Source organism: Sporofaciens sp. St.21A7 (assembly GCF_059728535.1).
The window spans coordinates 1,232,811-1,250,190 of record NZ_BAAGFN010000001.1; the positions used below are offsets into that span (position 1 = coordinate 1,232,811).

The window sequence follows — 17,380 nt, forward strand, 5'->3', positions numbered from 1 at the left end:
AAGCAGATAAGAGAGGCGATAGGTTTGGAGCAGCTAAGATATTTCGTATTTAATAAAAAGAGAGATTATGAATCCGGGTATCAGAATGGGATTCGGATGACAGGGCAGGGGATTGCCTTAGAAGAAGGAGCATCCCAGAACGGCACGTTCATTTCCCGTCTGTTAGACAGCGGCGAGGATGGGAACCAGTGGCACAGGGCCGTTATTGAAAGCAAGGACTACGGAGACGATTCCATTAAGTTCTACATCTATTGCAGCGACCGGGACTCTGTACCGGTGGACGGCAGGCTTTGTCCCTGGGAGGCGTTGTTTCGTGACAGGGAAATCCCTCTGGAGAAAAAGCGTCGGCTCATGGAGCCGTTTCTCGCCCATATCGTACAGAATCCCAGAGATATCCTGCTGTACCATGCAAGAGGAAGGTATCTGTGGCTGGAAGTGCAGTTGTTCTGTCAGGCTGGTTTCCTCCCCGAAATCAGCCACATGAAGATATATGCCGGAAACCGCAGTTTCCTCTCCTATCTGCCTGCAATCTACCAGACAGGGGGAAAGGAAGATTTCTTAGGAAGGTTCCTGGGGATGTTCGAGGCAGTGTATCAGGATTTGGATGAAAAGATCGGAGACTGTGCAAGACAGTTAGACCCAGAGGTAGCGGAGCCTGAATTTTTGAGATGGCTTGCCAAATGGGTGGGAATTACCAATGCGCATCTGTGGCAGGAAGAACGGTTACGGCGTCTTCTCATGGGAATCGTGGCAAAGAATCTGATACGCGGGACCAGGGAATACATGGAACATGTCATCAGCACCTTTACGGGAGAGCGCCCCTTCTTTCTGGAATACTCTGACATTGAGCGTTACCGGGATAACCCGGCGGCGTACCAGAGTTTAAAAAAATCCTATGCATGGGGGTCTTACGAGGTAAGTGTGTTCGTGCGGGAACAGGCAGTATGTTCCCTGAGGGAGCAGCACGCATTAAAGAAAATGATCGAGGACATGAAGCCCGCACATATCCGTATCCATCTGGTCATCCTGCGCCCGGGGATCTATCTGGGGCAGAATGTATATGCAGGGGTCAACAGCATGTTGGTGGCATATGAGCAGGTGAATCTAAGAGGAATGTCTGCCATCCCTTCCATCGTGGGTACGGCAGAAGCCGAGGCAAAGGAGGAAACAGAGATATGAAGAACTTGAAAAGCTTTCCATTCGAGAGAAACCGATATTTTTATGGGAAGCTGCTGTCCGTAGAAGATTTTGAGACAGAGCAGAAATATTTTAACGACAAGCGAAGGACCATCAACCGTTTCTTGTTTGGCTCCGGCGTGGTCTGCGGGCTTGGGGTCGTGGAAGTGGATGACGAGAGCATTTCCGTGGAGCGGGGGCTTGCCCTGGACTTTGCGGGACGGGAAATCGTGCTGGACGAGCCGGCAATCCGGAAGGTGTCGGAACTGGAAGGCTACGGCGAGGATCAGGACGCGGGCTTTTACTATCTGTGCCTGGAATATCAGGAAGAAGCTTATGAACTGATGCATAACGTGGCGGGAACCGCAGGGAAAAACGGAAGTGAATACAATAAATACAAAGAAGGATACCGTCTGTTCGTCACACAGGAGGAACCGGAGCGGGAGATTTTTACGCCGGAACGGCTGTATGAGGAGCGTAAGGAAGTCTGGCGGGGCCAGGGAACCCGAATCTTCCAGATATTTCCCAGATTCTTAGAGGCTGGTAAGGACGCTGTCCTTACTATAGAGATTGAGCATGGGGGGCAGCAGGAGTTTTCCTTTGAGTATGAGCTGGAACTGTCGTTTCTTACCAGCGGGGAAGGCAATCGGGTTCGGGTGGCGTTTGACAGTAAGGACTTAGTGAAGGATACCAGATACCGCATGGAAATCCCCCTGAAAGTGGCAGGTGTACAGGAGGTACAGGCGGAAATCTCTATGGTGGAGGGAAGCTTTCAGTTTCAGACAGGCGGCAAGGTATATACAGAGACAAAGCCCTGTGTCAGCAGCGGATATGTCAGCAGCAGGGACAGCTATGAGACGATGCAGTCCGAATATTATAAGACAGCAATGGACTATATTGTAGGAAATACGTTCCAGCAAGGAATCTACCTGGCGAAAATCTACGTGGTGCGGGCTGGGGGCGTCTGCCTGATTGAGCGCATCGAGCCTCTTCCTTTTGACCAGAAGGTCCTGCACAGTGAGATTGCGGCGGCAATGATTGGAAAGCTTTCTCAGGATGTGAAGCGGCTTATGGAGACAGAGCGTCTGGAAATAGAGAACCAGAAGACCCAAAGTGAGGAGAAGCCTCTGCGGGCGGCATACGGAGAAATCGTATTCGATATCGGAAACATGCGCCCGGGCGAGATTCTATACTCGGATGATATTGTTCACGGGCTGGGCTTCGGCTCTGTGACCATCCTGCTTGGTTATGAGGTGGATGATGATTTTGAGGAGGATACCCAGATGTTATACGGGGATGCGTCCCTCTTCGAGAGCGTCCACGGGTTCGCAGGCTCTCTGGGAGCAAAGCTGGAACCCGCAGAGGGAACCTTTGAGATCGGGCTTAAAATCCTGAAAAATGACGGGGCCAGACAGGTGCGGGTTCACTGGACGGCTCTTCGCAACGAAATACGAAAGCCGGAGTCAGCCAAGAAGAAGCATATCTTCATACAGCCGGATAATCCCAATGTATTCGTGGGTGACAGCGTGGTATTTACGGCAGTGCTGGAAGGCTTCACGGATGAACGGCTGAAATGGACGGTACGGGACCCGGAGGGCGGAACCATTGACAAAAACGGAAAGTATACCGCACCGGAGACGGCAGGTATCTTCCACATTACGGTTTCCAGCATGGCTTATCCAAAAGTACAGGCGTCCACATTCGTAGTGGTGAGGGAGAAAGAGTGAGGCGGATATGGTAATCAAGTTTCAGAATATGCAGTTTGAACTGATTTCTAAGATTAAGACCACGGTCTCCGGAAACATTGACCTGTATCTGGGGTGCGACGCAGACCGCCGGGAGGAGGGGCTTTATACAGTGGCATGCGTCCGGGATATGGAGCTTGCCAGAAAGCTGATTCCCATGACCACGAAGCAGAATGTCAGCCTTTCCTTCCGGGATCTTTACGCCAGCTTTAATGCGGACGGAAGATATTATGTGATTTTCCATTATGCGTCCGGGAAGTCACTGCAGCAGGCGTTGGAGGAGGGGAACTTCCATCTGCGGGAACGTCTTGTGATCTTGAAAAATATTTTTGCACAGATTTTTCTGCTGAATATGCCGGAATGTTTTGTGTACGAAGCCTTGCGGAAAGAAAATATTGTGTTGGATGATTCTCTGGGGGTTCGGTTCAATTACTTTTTTACGGAAATTAATTACTACTGGCAGGTGCAGGAAAAGGATCTGATAAATCGTGCCGGCGGGATCGTCCATGAGTTGTTCGCCCGGGAGCTGGAACAGAAGAAATCCCGGGATCTGGCAGAATTCGTGATGGATCTGGACGAAGGGCGGTATGGGTATCTGTGGGACTGTTATGTGGCATATGATGAAGTTTATGAGACAGTGCTTGCCAAGACGGAACACAGGGAGTTAGAATCCGGGCGTTTCTGGTGGCGGGCCTGGGAGCGCTTTAAGAAAATGCTGCCGACGGTGAGAACGGCGCTTGCGGCGGCGCTGATTGTGTCGGCTGCGATTTATCTTCTGTGGAGCCTGCCCAATCCTGCGCTTTCGGATAACGGGGTGTCCTTCGGGCAGATTGGGACCCTCAAGATTAAGGAGACGGAGCAGACAAGGTGAAATACAGTTAGGAGGTATCAGATATGCAGGGCGGACTTATCGGGCGTACTGCCAGAAGACTTTCACATGTATTGATGGCGCCGGTCCAGGTCGTCATCCGCAAGGCAAAGCGGACCCTCAGCCCGGATTCCTTTGCCTCGAAGGTTCTTACCGATGTCCGTAAGGGAGTCAACCAGAAGAAGGACAAGAAGGAACGGGTCATCGGGGATTATTTTTCCATCGGCAGATATTATGTGCTGAAACGGCTGGTCTTTGTCATCCTGCTTGCGGCGATCATTGTGCCGGTATTGTATATCAAGCTGCTGCACCCTATTCTGGTGTCCCATTTCTTCACGAAGACCATGGTTCTCAATTCCCACGAGATGGTGGGATATACCGGCAAGGTTGAACTTCTGTCCCGGGAAGACGGGGAACTGATCTTCAAGGGAAGGATGGAGGAGGGCAGGATTAACGGAAACGGGAAACTCTACACCTATTCTGGTTTCCTGCTCTACGAGGGGAATTTTGAGATGGAAGCCTACTCCGGCGAGGGGGAACTGTATTATGAGAACAGTAAGACTCTGTGCTACAAGGGTTCTTTCCTTCTGAATCAGTATGAAGGCCGGGGAACCCTCTATGACAGGGAGGGCAATCTGAAATATAAGGGAGATTTCAAGAACGGCCTGTATGAAGGGAACGGGACGCTCTATTTTCCAGATGGACAGAAGCAGTATGTGGGAACTTTCGTCAAAGGCGAGATGGAGGGACAGGGAACCCTCTATAACGAAGAGGGAAATGTGGTCGCCACGGGAACCTTCGAGGACGGTGAGCCTCTTTTGCAGGAGGTGGTCCTGACGGACGAAGAGGGAAATGTGGTCTATGAGGGAACGGTCAATACAGACGGCGAGTACGAAGGAGAAGGAAAGCTCTATGAGGAGGGAGCCCTCGTCTATGACGGAGACTTTGTAGACGGAAAGAAGAGCGGCGAGGGAACTCTGCTGGGCGAGGAAGGGCAGCTTGTGTATGCGGGAGATTTTGTGGAAGACCAGTACGAGGGAGACGGCAAGCTCTACGAGAACGGCGTCCTTGCCTATGAAGGCAGCTTTGTGAAGGGAAAAAAAGAGGGAAGCGGAACCACATATGACGCCGAGGAAAATGTCGTCTATGAAGGGGAATTTGCCAAGGATGAGTACGAAGGCGAAGGAAAGATCTACGACAAGGGCGAGCTGGTCTATGAGGGCAGTTTTTCCAAAGGCGAGTATGACGGCGAGGGGACTCTGTTCTATGAGGACGGTGCATTTATGTATGAAGGGGCGTTTGCCAATGGAAAGAAGGAAGGCCTGGGGAAGGTCTTTACCGGAAAAGGCGACATCGTGTATGAAGGAAGCTTTCAGTCGGATGTGTTCAACGGGGAAGGCAAGCTCTATGACGATAACAAGGTTCTGGTGATTTATGACGGAACCTTTGTGGACGGGTTGTATCAGGGAATGGGAAAACTGACCGATTCCGAGACGGAAGCCCTGTTGTATGACGGAGAGTTCTATAAAGGACAGTATAGCGGAAACGGCAAGTTATACCAGCCGTCTAACGGAGGGCTGATTTACGAAGGAGGATTCTTAAACGGCGAGTATTACGGAACCGGGAAGCTGTGGGACGACATGGGAAATCTTTTGTATGAGGGAGATTTTATCCGGGGACAGTATTTCGGGCACGGGACTCGTTACGACCCTTACTCCGGGATGGTTCTGGAAACCGGCCAATTTAAGTATGGCGTACTGACCCAGCCGGACCCGGTCACAAATGTGTCGGGAGTGAATACGGGGAATACTCAGACGAATCAGGCAGGAACTGGGAACTAAGAGATGTGCAGGTGAAGATACAGAAAGGGAAACTATGGCAGATTATACGAAGATTGCGGATACGGGGAACGGGATACTGACGCTGTTAAAAGAGGCGTTAATCCCGGAACTGTTGAACAGCCCGGATCAGATCGGGCTGTGTTCTCCGGAGGATCACGGGGATTATGTGGTGGGCCTGTGGCTCTATGACGTGAAGGCAGATAACTCGATACAGGCTCATGAGATGGCAGATATCGGACGGAACGCCCAGCGTTACCCCTCCACCTATCTGACGCTTTACTATATGCTCACCCTCTATTTGCAGAGCGACTTAAAATACCGGGCAGTACAGGAACACCAGATTTTGGGAAGAGTGATACAGGCGTTCCGGGATAAGGCGGCGTTAAAGCCTGATACCTTTACGCCCACCGGGGAACCGGGAGGCGGGAATATCCGCCTGCAAATGCTGGATCTGGACATAGAGGTAAAGACGCGGATCTGGACGGTGCCGAATGCGGCGTACCGGGCGTCCCTGTTCTACTCGGCAGGACCGGTGGAGATTCCGTCTACAAGGAAGAAATCCGTCAGAAGGGTACAGGAAATCGATTACCGTTTTACCGGAAAGGATACATAGGATGAATATGGTATTACAGGAAAGGAAAATACGGCTGTCCAAGGCAGTGCGCCTGAGGGACGCCTTTACCGGAGAGCCGGTGTCGGCAGGAGTTACCCTTCGCACCCTGTCCGGGGGAAGGGTAGAAAAGAAGAGGGAAGGGTATTTCCTGTTTCTTGACGTGGGAAGCCCTGTGTTCGAGGCGGAAATAGAATCGAGCGTCTACCAGCGGCAAAAGCTTCATCTTCCGGCAGATTCAGGGGCATGTGTGGAGGAGATTCTCCTGTATCCGTCCCCCGCTTACCCCTTGCGGGAAGGCGTGACGGTTGTGCGGGGCAGGACGAAGCCGGGGAGTGTGCTTAGGTTCCATGTGAGAGACGGTCAGGGGAACGTAAGGCTGATCCGCGACTACCGGAAAGGGGAGGAAGAGATTTCTTTCTATATAAAGGACAGGATTTCAGGCATGTTCTGGTATGTCTGGAAGAAAGGAAAGGAAGAAGGCGAATATTTCCGTGCAGATCGTCCCGGGGAGGAAGGGGAGCAGTACAGGTTGAAAAAACCCCTTGCTTGGGATTACCAGAAGAGGGATACCTTGATTTGTCCGGCCAGGGAGAGTATTGCGGATGAGGAAGGAGAATTTTACCTATTGCTTCCGGAACTTTGCCAGGAGAGACGTCTCCTGCATTACGCCTGTGAAAATGACGGTGAAGTGACGGAAGGGGAATTGGAGATTGTCCGCGGACGTGAGAACAATTTCATATTAAAACAGAGGAGTGAAGAACCATGGGATTATGTGTGACCGGCGGTGCGTCCATGACCTGTTCCTTCGGCATGGCGCCCTCCATACTGAACGTACTGCCAACGGCAAAGACTATGTCAGCCATGCCGCTGGCAACTATTTCCGATAATATCCCTTTTGTAAATATCGTTCCATTCGGGATGTGCCAGAGTATGGCGAATCCTATGGTGGCGGCAGCGACAGCGGCGGCAATGGGAGTGCTGACTCCCATGCCCTGCACGCCGGTTCCGGCAGGACCGTGGGCGCCGGGGGTTCCCCAAGTGCTGGTGGGCGGCAAGCCGGCCCTGAACGATCAGTGCAAGCTGACCTGCGCATATGGGGGAATGATACAGTTTACCAATTCGGGCTGCCCGACGGTGCAGATGTAGTACGGCGCATAGGGTATACCGTGATGCATGCCATACGGGCAGGTGGACTTCGTCCATTAAGGAATGATAGATTGAATCCGAGGAATGAAAATGAGAAGAAAAATATTATGTGGTATCTGGGGAATTCTGGCTGTTGCAGCCATTGTATTTGCTGCAGCCAGTATTTATGGAAAGACGGTTAAGCTCAATTATATTGAGCAGATTCATTTGCAGGACGGCAAGCTCTATTATGTAGACCGGGGAGATGGGGAAAAATTAAGGATCATCCGTTCCGACCCGGACGGAGAGCATGGGCAGATGATTGTCTGCCAGAAGCATGAGCGGGAACAGTGCCGGATCATTCGTCAGATTTTCTTTGACGACGCAGGTAACGCCTATGCGTTCATTGAAGAGGCGGACGTAGAATCCTGGGACGGCGTGGGAGGCAAAGTCTATCAGTGTGATTTTGACAGAGGGCGTTTTCAGGAGACGGATTTTCTTCTCTCAGAGGAAGAAAATACTTATGCCCAGGTGTGGATGCAGTGTATCCGGGATGGGAAACTTTATTATATCTGTATTCCGGATAATGAGAACGGCCCGGGAGAGGCGGTTCTCTACGTCTGTGATGAAAATGGAAAAAGGGAGCGGTTAGATCACGTCGCTCTGGAATATCCCTATCTCAATTCCCAGTTTTTTTTAAGCAAGAATCAGGTACTTCTGTGGATGGATTACGAAGGAGAGGTATTTGCAAAGGAAGCGGGGACAGACCATTATCTGGAAATCGAAGGCGTCACAGGCAGGAAAGGCGCCTTTAAGAGCCTCTGCGATGACGGAGAGCGGGCCTATGTGATGGAGTATGAGGCAGAGTGTATCCGCAGTATAGACCTTGACAGCCAGACCTCAGAGACGGTTTTTTCGGCGGAAGAACTTAGGAAGAATTATGCAGGCTTTACGTTTCAGGAACTGCAAAGCCCGGATTGTACCCAGAAGGGGTTCTGCGCCGGGATGGAGAATGCGGATGGAAGGCTTTCCATCTGTTCCTACCAGAATGGCGTTCATCAGGATATTGGAGAATGTACCCTTGTCCCTACGGCAGTCATGCAGAGGATGGGCTGGGTCTATGCAGGAATTCTTCTCGTGGCGGCTCTTCTGTGCCTTTACTGGATTGCCTGTGTCAAATACCATGTACAGACCATCCTGGTACGGCTCTGTGTGATTTTCCTGTTGAGCCTGCTGGTGATGGACGGTTTTCTGGAATATTGGATTGAATCATCTATGCGGCGGCAGCTAGAGCGTAACCAGACGTTGGCTTTGTCTGCCATGGGGAAGATTCTCAAAGAGGATATCATACATAACATTGAGACAGACGCAGAAAAGTTTCCTTCCGGCGACCGCGCCTTGCGGATGAGCCACCCTTCCATCAAAGGTGGAACAGAGTTGTCCATATATGTATACAGCATCTTCCATGGAGATGAAGAGGGACGGCTGTACGTCAGTGAGTCTATGTCGGAATATTACGGCGTTCCGGTGGAATGGGTGTACAGTTCTGAGATTTCTAAGGCCATCTATGATGCCTACAATACGGGGGAAATCGTGAATAAAAGCGACGAAAACCGTAATGGAAGGCGCAACAACCAGTTTGTTCCGCTGGCGCTTGGCGACGGGACGAAATTCGGCGTATTAGCGGTATCGTGCGATGGGAATATTCTGGATTACCAGATCTGGTATTATCAGTGGAATCTAAAGAATGCCTCGTCTACGCTGCTCTTAATCCTGACAGTGGTTTTGATGGTAATCCTTTATATCTTCCTGCGTCCTTTAAAGGAGCTGAAAGAATGCGCGCTTAAACTGGCGGCAGGAAATCTGGGTGTGACGGTAGCCGTCCGCGGCCACGATGAAGTGGCGGATATCTCGTCGGCATTTAACCAGATGTCACTGGAAATTGCCAGATATGTGCAGGACATTCAGGGGATGTCGGACGGTTATTATAAATTTATCCCTGCGAAGATTCTGGAGCTTCTGAACAAAGAATCCATTCAGGATGTGGAACTGGGGGATCAGATGGTTGGAGACATGACGATTCTGTCTCTTCATGCCATGAATTATCCCAGACAGAAGATGTATCAGTCGGCGGAACAGGTGTACACGGACATTAACCGTGTGCTGTCCCTGCTGGTAGAGCCGATCAATGGACATTGCGGCGTTGTGGAACATTTTGACGATACGGGGCTGTCGGCGTTCTTTACGGTGGGAAGCCAGGAGGCGCTTGACGCTGCTATTGACATTCATCGCCTTCTGGATGAGCGGATGGCGGGAGGCGGCAGGACCATTGCCATCAGCTATGGGCGTGTGATGATCGGCGTCATCGGGCATGAGCAGAGGATGGAGGCGACGGCGGTCTCCGCCCATTCTGACCTGGCGAAAACGCTGCGGTTAAAGGGGGACAAATATGGCGCCCATATTCTCATCACCCATCTGGTCTATAGGCAGATACCGGATTTTGAGGAGCATTATCATGCAAGGTATCTGGGAAATATTTACCTTTCCGCCAATCATACTTACGAGCGGGTCTATGACGTCTATGACGGGGATTCGGAGGAGGAATTCTATTACAAGGATCTGACGAAAGAGTTGTTCGAGAAGGGCGTGGGGCTGTTCGTTGCCAGGAAGTTCTATGAGGCAAGGCTTGTCTTTGTGGAAGTGCTGAAGCAGCACCGGAAAGACAAGGCCGCAAAGGAATATCTGTATCGGTGCGACCGGTATTACAAGATGGCTGATGAGGAGGAAAAGGAGACGGTAATCGAGAAGTTTTAATGCGCTGATTAGAGATGAGGTGAAAGAATGGATCATGATATTTTAGAGAATACCATAGAGGAAGTGACAGAAGGCGACAAGGCGCAGAATGATTCATCTGCCAGTCCGTCCGGGCCTGCGGCAGTAGAACAGAAGCCTGTGCAGAATGATACTGGCGGGAATGACGGAACCGAGGAAGTAAAAAAAGAGACGCCGTCGCTTGAAAGGGGAGAACCTGCGATTCCGACTCTGGTGGTAAAAAGGAGTAAGCCTGCGGCCAGAAATGGAGAAAGGAGCGGGGGTGAGGGAGAAGTTCCGACTTTGGTGGTAAAAAGGAGTAAGCCTGCGGCCAGAAATGGAGAAAGGAATGAGACAGAACCGCAGCCCCAGCCTCATATAGTAAATGAAAATAATCCGAAACCTCCGGCTAAGAAGGATGAATGGAGTTCGGGTGAGGGAGAGGTTCCGACTTTGACGGTAAAAAGGGGTAAGCCTAAGCCTGCGGAGGAAGAAAGGAGAGAGGAAAACGTTCCGACTTTGGAGGTAAAAAGAAATAAGCCTGAGGAGGAAAACGGGGAGCACATCAGAAATGGAGAAAGTGGAACACTTGATGAGATAGCGGCTCCAATGCGTGCCCTTGCCATGGAAAATGAAGGTATTATTCAAGAAGGCGGAGAGGCAGACGGTTCCTTCGACACGCTGCAGGAGTTGAAGGAGTTAAAGAGTAATCAGCCGGAAGAACCGCAGAACAATGAAAATGGCGCTGCAGATTTGCTGAAAAAGGTCAATGAAGCCAGAAGAGGGAATATTTATTCGGCGGTGGTGCTGGCAAAGGGGCTGGAAAACCATCAATCGAATCCATTTGCCAGCGGCAGGGCTTCCCGTTTCTTCAATTCCTCTAAGATAGATAAAGCGCTTGACGTCAATAAGCTGGCAATGGGGGCTAATGGAATAGCCAGCTCCTGGGATAAGGAATATGCCGATTCCAAACTCGGCAACAGTATTTCCCTGGTTGTAAATATGATTGCTTTGGTTGGTTCTCTGCGTGATTTGGTAAAGAAGATCAAAGGCTTTCGGAATATGCCGAAATGGAGTAAGGAAATGGAGGCCAGCCAAAAGAAGGGAGCCATAAGGGATAACGCATTTGCAGTACTGGGTATCATTTCCGATGCAGCTACCATATTACTCAGAGTCTGCGGCGTTGCCAAAGCGATTGCGGGCCTTGCAGGACAGGGGAAGAGTGTGTTCGCCAAGGTGACAGGCTATGTTTCGTTGGCACTGGGGGGCTTTACGCAGATTGTCGGTCTTTCATCATCTGTCAATCAGATGTTGAAGCTGAAGGAAAACAGGAAGAAGGTGGCAGACGCCCGAGATAAGGCAGGCGAAAAAGTAGATCGAATAAAAGAAAAGTATTTTCCTGAAGCAGAGAGACCTCAAGCAGAGGAGCCTGGAGAAGGCGGCGAACCTGAAAACGACGGAGCGCCGGCACAGGAAAAGAAAACGGGAGCTTCCGCCGGGAGGACCAGGGCAGAAATTGCGGTACTGCTGATGGAACAAGGGGGCGTCACAGAAGAAGAGAAGGATGTCCTGACCGGTTATCTGATGCTTGAAAGAAAGGCCGGTAAATTAAATGAGCAGCTCATGAACGGAATCTTTGGGCTGACTACCCTTTCCACAGGCCTGATTTCCACCATAACCGGGAGTGTAAGCGCCGGGCTGAAGGAGAAGACGGAAACCGACGAAGATAAGAAACGCAGTGATAAAGCAAATCTGGCAAATCAGATTGTCGGGACAGTTTCAAATGGCGCTGTTATAGTCGGCGCCAGCAAGAACCTGACTCAGGGAGTCATGAAAAAGGTAAAAGAGAAAAATCCTTCCAGCGCTGAAAAAGTCCTGCAGAACCGGGTGAAAGACGTTCTGGAAGAAATGAAGGAAAAGAAGTATGGGCTGAGAGGAATAGCGCAAGGATTGCAGGACGATCCCAATGATGAGCAGAAGGCGGCCGCCACACAAGCGCTGGAGAAATATGCCGCTGCGGATAAGAGGCTTCAAGGCCTTGGCGTGGATTATGGGGTACTTTTAAAAGCACACGATGAAAAGGCGTTTGAAAAGGCGTTGATTGCAGGAATATAGATTCTTAGGGGAATAACCGAGAGAAAGAATGGATGGTGTAAGAATGTTTTCAGGGCAGGAGGAATATTTCCAGAGGCTGCTTGTCCTGGTGAAAGAAGAAATCAGCCTGTACACGAAATATGCGGTGCGTCTCAAGGAGAACGGGGGGATTCGGCATATTTACAATACAAAGCTGTTCCGGGACGAATTGTCCAACGTGATGGAGGATGCGTTCACACATATGGACCGCAAATCCTATGATGCGCAGAGGGAAGATCTCTTTGGCAGGTGGCGCGCCTTCCACGGGGAGGCGTACCGCACCATGAAAGAAGGCGGGGTATTCCTTCCTTTTGAATATATGCTCAGAAGGCTTGGGCTCAATGGGTTTGAGCAGTATATTGCCTGCCTTGCCATGGCGCCGGAGCTGAATCGGGAATTTGAGAGGATGTACAGTTATCTTCAGGACGATCTGGCGTGGCGTTATCCGTCTCTGGACTTGTGTATCAAGATGTACACCATGGAAGAGCAGGAGCAGAATACCCTCATCCATCAGGTATTTGCCCGCAAGGAGCTGCTATGCTGCGTATTCGGCCCAAAGCCTCTGACTCAGGAGAGTGAACTGGCGTGGCGGTTTAAGCTGCGGGAAACTCTGGTGGAGTATGTATTCTTCCATGAATCGGATCTGAAAAGAGGCAAAGCCCAGTACCGTCTGAAATTTCTGGACGAAGAAACGGAGCCAGTATGCAATATCAACCGCCAGACGGCAGAAAGCCTTTCCCGGCGGCTTCGGGAAGAGGCCGGGCAGGCCGTAACGGAGGAGATACGACTGTTTTTCCTGCACGGGCCTTTGGGGAGTGGAAAGAAGCTGCAGATCAGCCTTGCGGCGAAGCGTCAGGGGCAGTCGGCATTATTTCTGGATATGAAGGGACTGGCGTACCAAAAGGAAGAGCAGATGAAAGAGACGGCATGTGACGCCGTTGTGCGGGCAATGCTTGACCATGCCTTTCTGGTGTTCGACCACTGGGAGACAGTGTGGGCGGGGGAGAAAAAGAACCGTCAGGCTGCCATCGGCATTCTGCGGTGTGCTTCTTTATTTTTTAAGGACGTATTTTTTACGGTGGAAGAGAGTCCGGGAGAGGATGTCTTCGGGGGAGAATATCCCGCAGGATATGGAATCGAGGAATTCCGGCTTCGTTTTCCTTCTATACGGGAGAGGAGCATGCTCTTTCAGGCGTTTCTCGCAGAGGCAGGCTGGCAGGCGCAGGAGGGACAGGTCTGTGACACGCTGGCGGCACAATTCGATTTTTCTCCAGGGACGATCCGGGATGCGGTATGGCTTGCCTGCCGGAACGCGGCGGTACAAGGTGAAGAGAAGATTCCCACGGCGTATCTGTATCAGGCATGCCAGCAGAAGATCTCCCATAAGCTCGGAGAACGTGCCAGCCGGGTCAATGCGGCGTATACCTGGGATGACCTTGTGTTAGAAGAAGGACCGAAAGAACTGCTGCGCCAGGCATGCGGGCAGATTTCCTGCCGGGGCAAGGTCTATGAAGAGTGGGGATTCGCGGATAAGATTGCCTATGGCAGGGGGGTATCCTTGCTGTTCGCAGGGCCGCCGGGAACCGGAAAGACCATGGCGGCCCAGGTGCTGGCAAAGGAGCTGAATCTGGAACTCTATAAGGTAGACCTCTCCGGCGTGCTGTCGAAATATATCGGGGAGACCCAGAAGAACCTGAAAGAGATTTTTGACGAAGTGAAGAAGAGCCGAAGTATCCTCTTTTTTGACGAGGCGGACGTGCTGTTCGGCAAGCGTGTGGACGTCTCGGACGCAAGGGATATCAGCGCCAATGCACAGACGGCGTATCTGCTGCAGAAGATGGAAGAATATGACGGGATTACCATTCTTGCCACGAACCTTTTGCAGAATTTTGACGATGCGTATAAGCGGAGGATGAAGTATATTATCCGGTTTACATTTCCGCAGAAGGAGCAGAGGGCTTTGATGTGGGAGAAGGTGTTCCCGGAAAAAATGCCCCTTACGGGGGATATTGACATTGAGTATCTGGCGGATAATTTTGAACTTTCCGGCGCAAGCATCAAGAATATTGCGGTGAACGCGGCGTTCCTGGCGGCTTCTAAGCAGGAGATTACGGGGATGGAGCACATTATGACGGCGCTGCAGCAGGAATATGAGAAATCCGGGAAAATACTTGGAAAAGCGGAATTGCAGGAGTATTATATATATAAGATTTAAAATGGAGGTTTTCTGATGAGTAAAGAAGAGTTACGGGAAGGTTTGAAGAGGCTGCATGAATACGTAATGCAGCTGGATTTTAACAGCGTGTTTATCGAGGAGGGGGAAAAGGCTCCCATGGATACGCTTCTGCTTGGCGCCCGGATCGGGGAAGATTTGAGTCTGGATATTTCCTGCAATTTTGCCAATGCGCCGGGGTTTGGGGATATCCTGCATTTGTATGGGGAGATGAATCTGAATCCGATAATAGAGGAGAATCCAGCCGCTTTCTCGGAAGAGGTGATTCTTAGGATGGCCAATGAGCTGAATAAGAGCCTGCCCATCGGACAGATTATTTATCTTACGGAGGACAGCCAGGGAAAGGCGCAGAGAGTCGCCGGTATTCGCTATACAATGCTGACAGATCTTGCAGGGGAAAAGGAGCTTAAAAAGTGTGTCGAAATTATTGAGATGCTGCTCAACATCTATGAGATTCTGTGTAGTACGCTGTATCTTTTGCTGGAAGGGGACTCCCTTCCGAAGGCGATGGAGACGCTGTCGAAGATTATGGATGGGGAATAGGATGAGATGCCCTGTGTTGTGGTTTTTAACGGCACAGGGTAGTCTTTATCTTACTGCCGTATTCGTAATCATCTGCAAAATAAACATTCCATCCTCCTGTCTGAAATTCACACTGGAGCGAGTCTGCCTTGCAAAGGAAAGGATACTCTTCGTCCCAATCCCATGCTCAGAACCCTTCTGGGAAATAGGCAGCCCATCCTCATCAAATGAAATCTTTTTCCTGCACGTATTTTCAAGCTCCATAAGATACTGGCTGCCGTTCATGCGGCTTTTCAGCCGGATCATGCGTTCGCCGGATTCATTCCTGCAGGCATGCAGCGCGTTCTCAAGGGCATTGGCAAGAACCACAGAAAAAGAAACCGAATCAATGGCATTCTTAGGCGGCGCCATGAAAATCGAATGTACCTGTACGCCTTCTTCCTGGGCGATATTCAGATAATAGGAAAGTACGGAGTTTATGATATAGTTTTGGCAGTAGTGGGGCGTCTCACTTCTGTTGAGCGTGTCTTCCAAACCAGACAGCAGATGCCGCGCCTCTTCCATAGAGCCGTCCTTCAGGCAGGAATTCATGACAATGGAAAAATGCCGGATATCATGGCGCAATATTTTCAGCCGCTCTTCAGTGGCAAGCACATTCTTTGCCTGCTTTTCCATAGAAGCGACCTGCAGCATCAGAAGCTCCTTGTCGTGAGAAACCATCTGCAGCCGGTACTGGCGCAGAATGCTCTGATAGACCACCATATAGACCACGATGATCAGCGCCAGAAGTCCGTAAATATACACGGCGCGTATAGGTTCCCGGATATAATAAAACGGAACGTTAGCAATGACGAGAAGCAATGCACAAAAACAAAGGGGAATCAGCGACATGGTTCCCCAGCCAATATGGACGGTATGCATCAGGTTCAGGAAGGGCTTCCTCAAATACCGGTATTCCAGATAAATTACGATAGAATAGACTACGGTAAGAATCAGGAAATAGATATAAGGATTGCCATTGACGGCAGAATTTATCAGAAGCACGGTCATGGCAATGATCAGGGAAAAACCAATCTGGGTCGCATAATTAAACATCGCCTGGGCAGGCGAATAAAAGTCCATTTTGTAAGCAAGCACAAAGGCGGGCAGGGAAATGGTAAAAAACATAATCTTCGTAAAGAAGAAAAATCCGAATATTGAGATAATGGTCCAGGAAGACAGGCATACCCATATAAGGTATACGCTGAATATTGCCAACACTTTCCGGAGAGTATATTTGAATGTAGTCAGTGCGACCATCATCCCCAGAGTAAAGCCGGTAATCAAAAGTATCCGGATGCAATGGATAAACAGGTCATCTTCCATGAAATTCGTCAGGGTCATGGCTCTTTTACCTCCTGAAGCCAGTAATCAATATAGAGCTTCTGTACCTTTGCAGAAAATGAACGGGCAACGGGAACCGTATCTTTGGTAGTCAACTCAAGCGACCCGACGGTCAGCCGTTCAGAATAATCCAGGTTCACCGCAAAGGATGTGTGAGTCTTAATGAAATTCGCATGTTCCAACACCGGCGCCAGAAACTGGTCGAATCCGGAGCGCAGATACAGGCTTTTCAAACACTGTCCGTCCGCCAGATGGAGATAGCAGACATGGGAGAGCAGTTCCGCATACACAATTTGATGCAGGGGAATCTGACGGAATCCCTTGGAGGTCTTGAGGACAAATACTTCATTTTTTTTCTTTCCATAATTGCGGGCGATCTTGTCCAATACAGGAAACAAGTTGTCCCGGCGGACAGGCTTACAGATATAGTTAAATGCATACAGGCGGAATGCGTCCGGATAGTAATCTCTGCTGGAACTCAAGTAGACAATCAGCGGTTCCCCAAGGATATTGGACAGATGCTCCCCCAGGCTGATACCCGTCATGTCAGGCATGAGGATATCAAGCAGGAAGACGTCGTAAGTATCCCCTCCGGAAACAGAGTCAATGAGATTGTAAGGGGAACGGAACGTATGAATTCTAATATCCGGATGGTTCTCCTGGCAACGCCATTCTTTAATGATTTCTGAAGTTTTCGCAAGATCCGTTCCGTCGTCGTCGCAGATGGCAAGGCGTAACATGTGCAAGCACCTCTTTCGTAAAAAATAAGGGATAAATTTATTATAGGATTTTTAGAAAGGGAATTCCACATCATGGGATAAACTGTGAATTTTTAGGGACAAAAGACAGATTACAGACCAGCTTTTTTGGTGCAAAATCTGTATAATTGTTGTAAATTTCCCGAAATAGGGGAATTTTTACTAACATAAA

General features: G+C 50.2%; 13 protein-coding genes. 11 read left to right on the plus strand and 2 right to left on the minus strand.

What is annotated here, in order from left to right:
* The first annotated feature begins 24 nt into the window (after positions 1–24).
* From AC6I3O_RS06230 to AC6I3O_RS06280, 11 genes are all read left to right on the plus strand, one after another.
* Complete coding sequence (locus AC6I3O_RS06230) at positions 25–1,179, plus strand: phage tail protein (RefSeq protein WP_497850125.1); 1,155 nt, start codon at positions 25–27, stop codon at positions 1,177–1,179.
* On the plus strand, positions 1,176–2,903 hold the full coding sequence (locus tag AC6I3O_RS06235; protein WP_497850126.1) for an Ig-like domain-containing protein: 1,728 nt from the start codon (positions 1,176–1,178) through the stop codon (positions 2,901–2,903). The genes AC6I3O_RS06230 and AC6I3O_RS06235 overlap by 4 nt, the downstream gene beginning before the upstream one ends.
* 7 nt (positions 2,904–2,910) lie before the next feature.
* Positions 2,911–3,792 (plus strand): hypothetical protein, encoded by an 882-nt coding sequence (locus AC6I3O_RS06240; RefSeq protein WP_497850127.1) that lies wholly within the window; start codon positions 2,911–2,913, stop codon positions 3,790–3,792.
* A gap of 23 nt (positions 3,793–3,815) precedes the next feature.
* Positions 3,816–5,630 carry an MORN repeat-containing protein gene (locus AC6I3O_RS06245; RefSeq protein WP_497850128.1) on the plus strand — a complete coding sequence of 605 codons (1,815 nt, stop codon included), beginning with the start codon at positions 3,816–3,818 and terminating at the stop codon, positions 5,628–5,630.
* A 34-nt stretch (positions 5,631–5,664) separates the two neighbouring features.
* Entirely contained in the window at positions 5,665–6,243 is a 579-nt protein-coding gene (locus tag AC6I3O_RS06250; protein WP_497850129.1) for a Pvc16 family protein, read from the plus strand.
* A 1-nt stretch (position 6,244) separates the two neighbouring features.
* Positions 6,245–7,021 (plus strand): hypothetical protein, encoded by a 777-nt coding sequence (locus tag AC6I3O_RS06255; RefSeq protein ID WP_497850130.1) that lies wholly within the window; start codon positions 6,245–6,247, stop codon positions 7,019–7,021.
* Complete coding sequence (locus AC6I3O_RS06260) at positions 7,006–7,389, plus strand: DUF4280 domain-containing protein (RefSeq protein ID WP_497850131.1); 384 nt, start codon at positions 7,006–7,008, stop codon at positions 7,387–7,389. The genes AC6I3O_RS06255 and AC6I3O_RS06260 overlap by 16 nt, the downstream gene beginning before the upstream one ends.
* A 90-nt stretch (positions 7,390–7,479) precedes the next feature.
* Complete coding sequence (locus AC6I3O_RS06265) at positions 7,480–10,182, plus strand: HAMP domain-containing protein (protein WP_497850132.1); 2,703 nt, start codon at positions 7,480–7,482, stop codon at positions 10,180–10,182.
* Positions 10,183–10,209: 27 nt separating this feature from the next.
* Entirely contained in the window at positions 10,210–12,294 is a 2,085-nt protein-coding gene (locus AC6I3O_RS06270; protein ID WP_497850133.1) for a hypothetical protein, read from the plus strand.
* Between the two features lie 43 nt (positions 12,295–12,337).
* Positions 12,338–14,527, plus strand: a complete 2,190-nt coding sequence (locus AC6I3O_RS06275) for an ATP-binding protein (protein WP_497850134.1) — start codon at positions 12,338–12,340, stop codon at positions 14,525–14,527.
* A gap of 15 nt (positions 14,528–14,542) precedes the next feature.
* Positions 14,543–15,088 carry a hypothetical protein gene (locus AC6I3O_RS06280; RefSeq protein ID WP_497850135.1) on the plus strand — a complete coding sequence of 182 codons (546 nt, stop codon included), beginning with the start codon at positions 14,543–14,545 and terminating at the stop codon, positions 15,086–15,088.
* Between the two features lie 45 nt (positions 15,089–15,133).
* Here AC6I3O_RS06280 and AC6I3O_RS06285 read toward each other — a convergent pair whose 3' ends face one another.
* Complete coding sequence (locus tag AC6I3O_RS06285; RefSeq protein WP_497850136.1) at positions 15,134–16,450, minus strand: GHKL domain-containing protein; 1,317 nt, start codon at positions 16,448–16,450, stop codon at positions 15,134–15,136.
* Positions 16,447–17,190: a LytR/AlgR family response regulator transcription factor gene (locus tag AC6I3O_RS06290; protein WP_497850137.1), complete on the minus strand. Its 744-nt coding sequence runs from the start codon at positions 17,188–17,190 to the stop codon at positions 16,447–16,449. Before AC6I3O_RS06290 ends, AC6I3O_RS06285 begins: the two co-directional genes overlap by 4 nt.
* Positions 17,191–17,380: the final 190 nt, after the last annotated feature.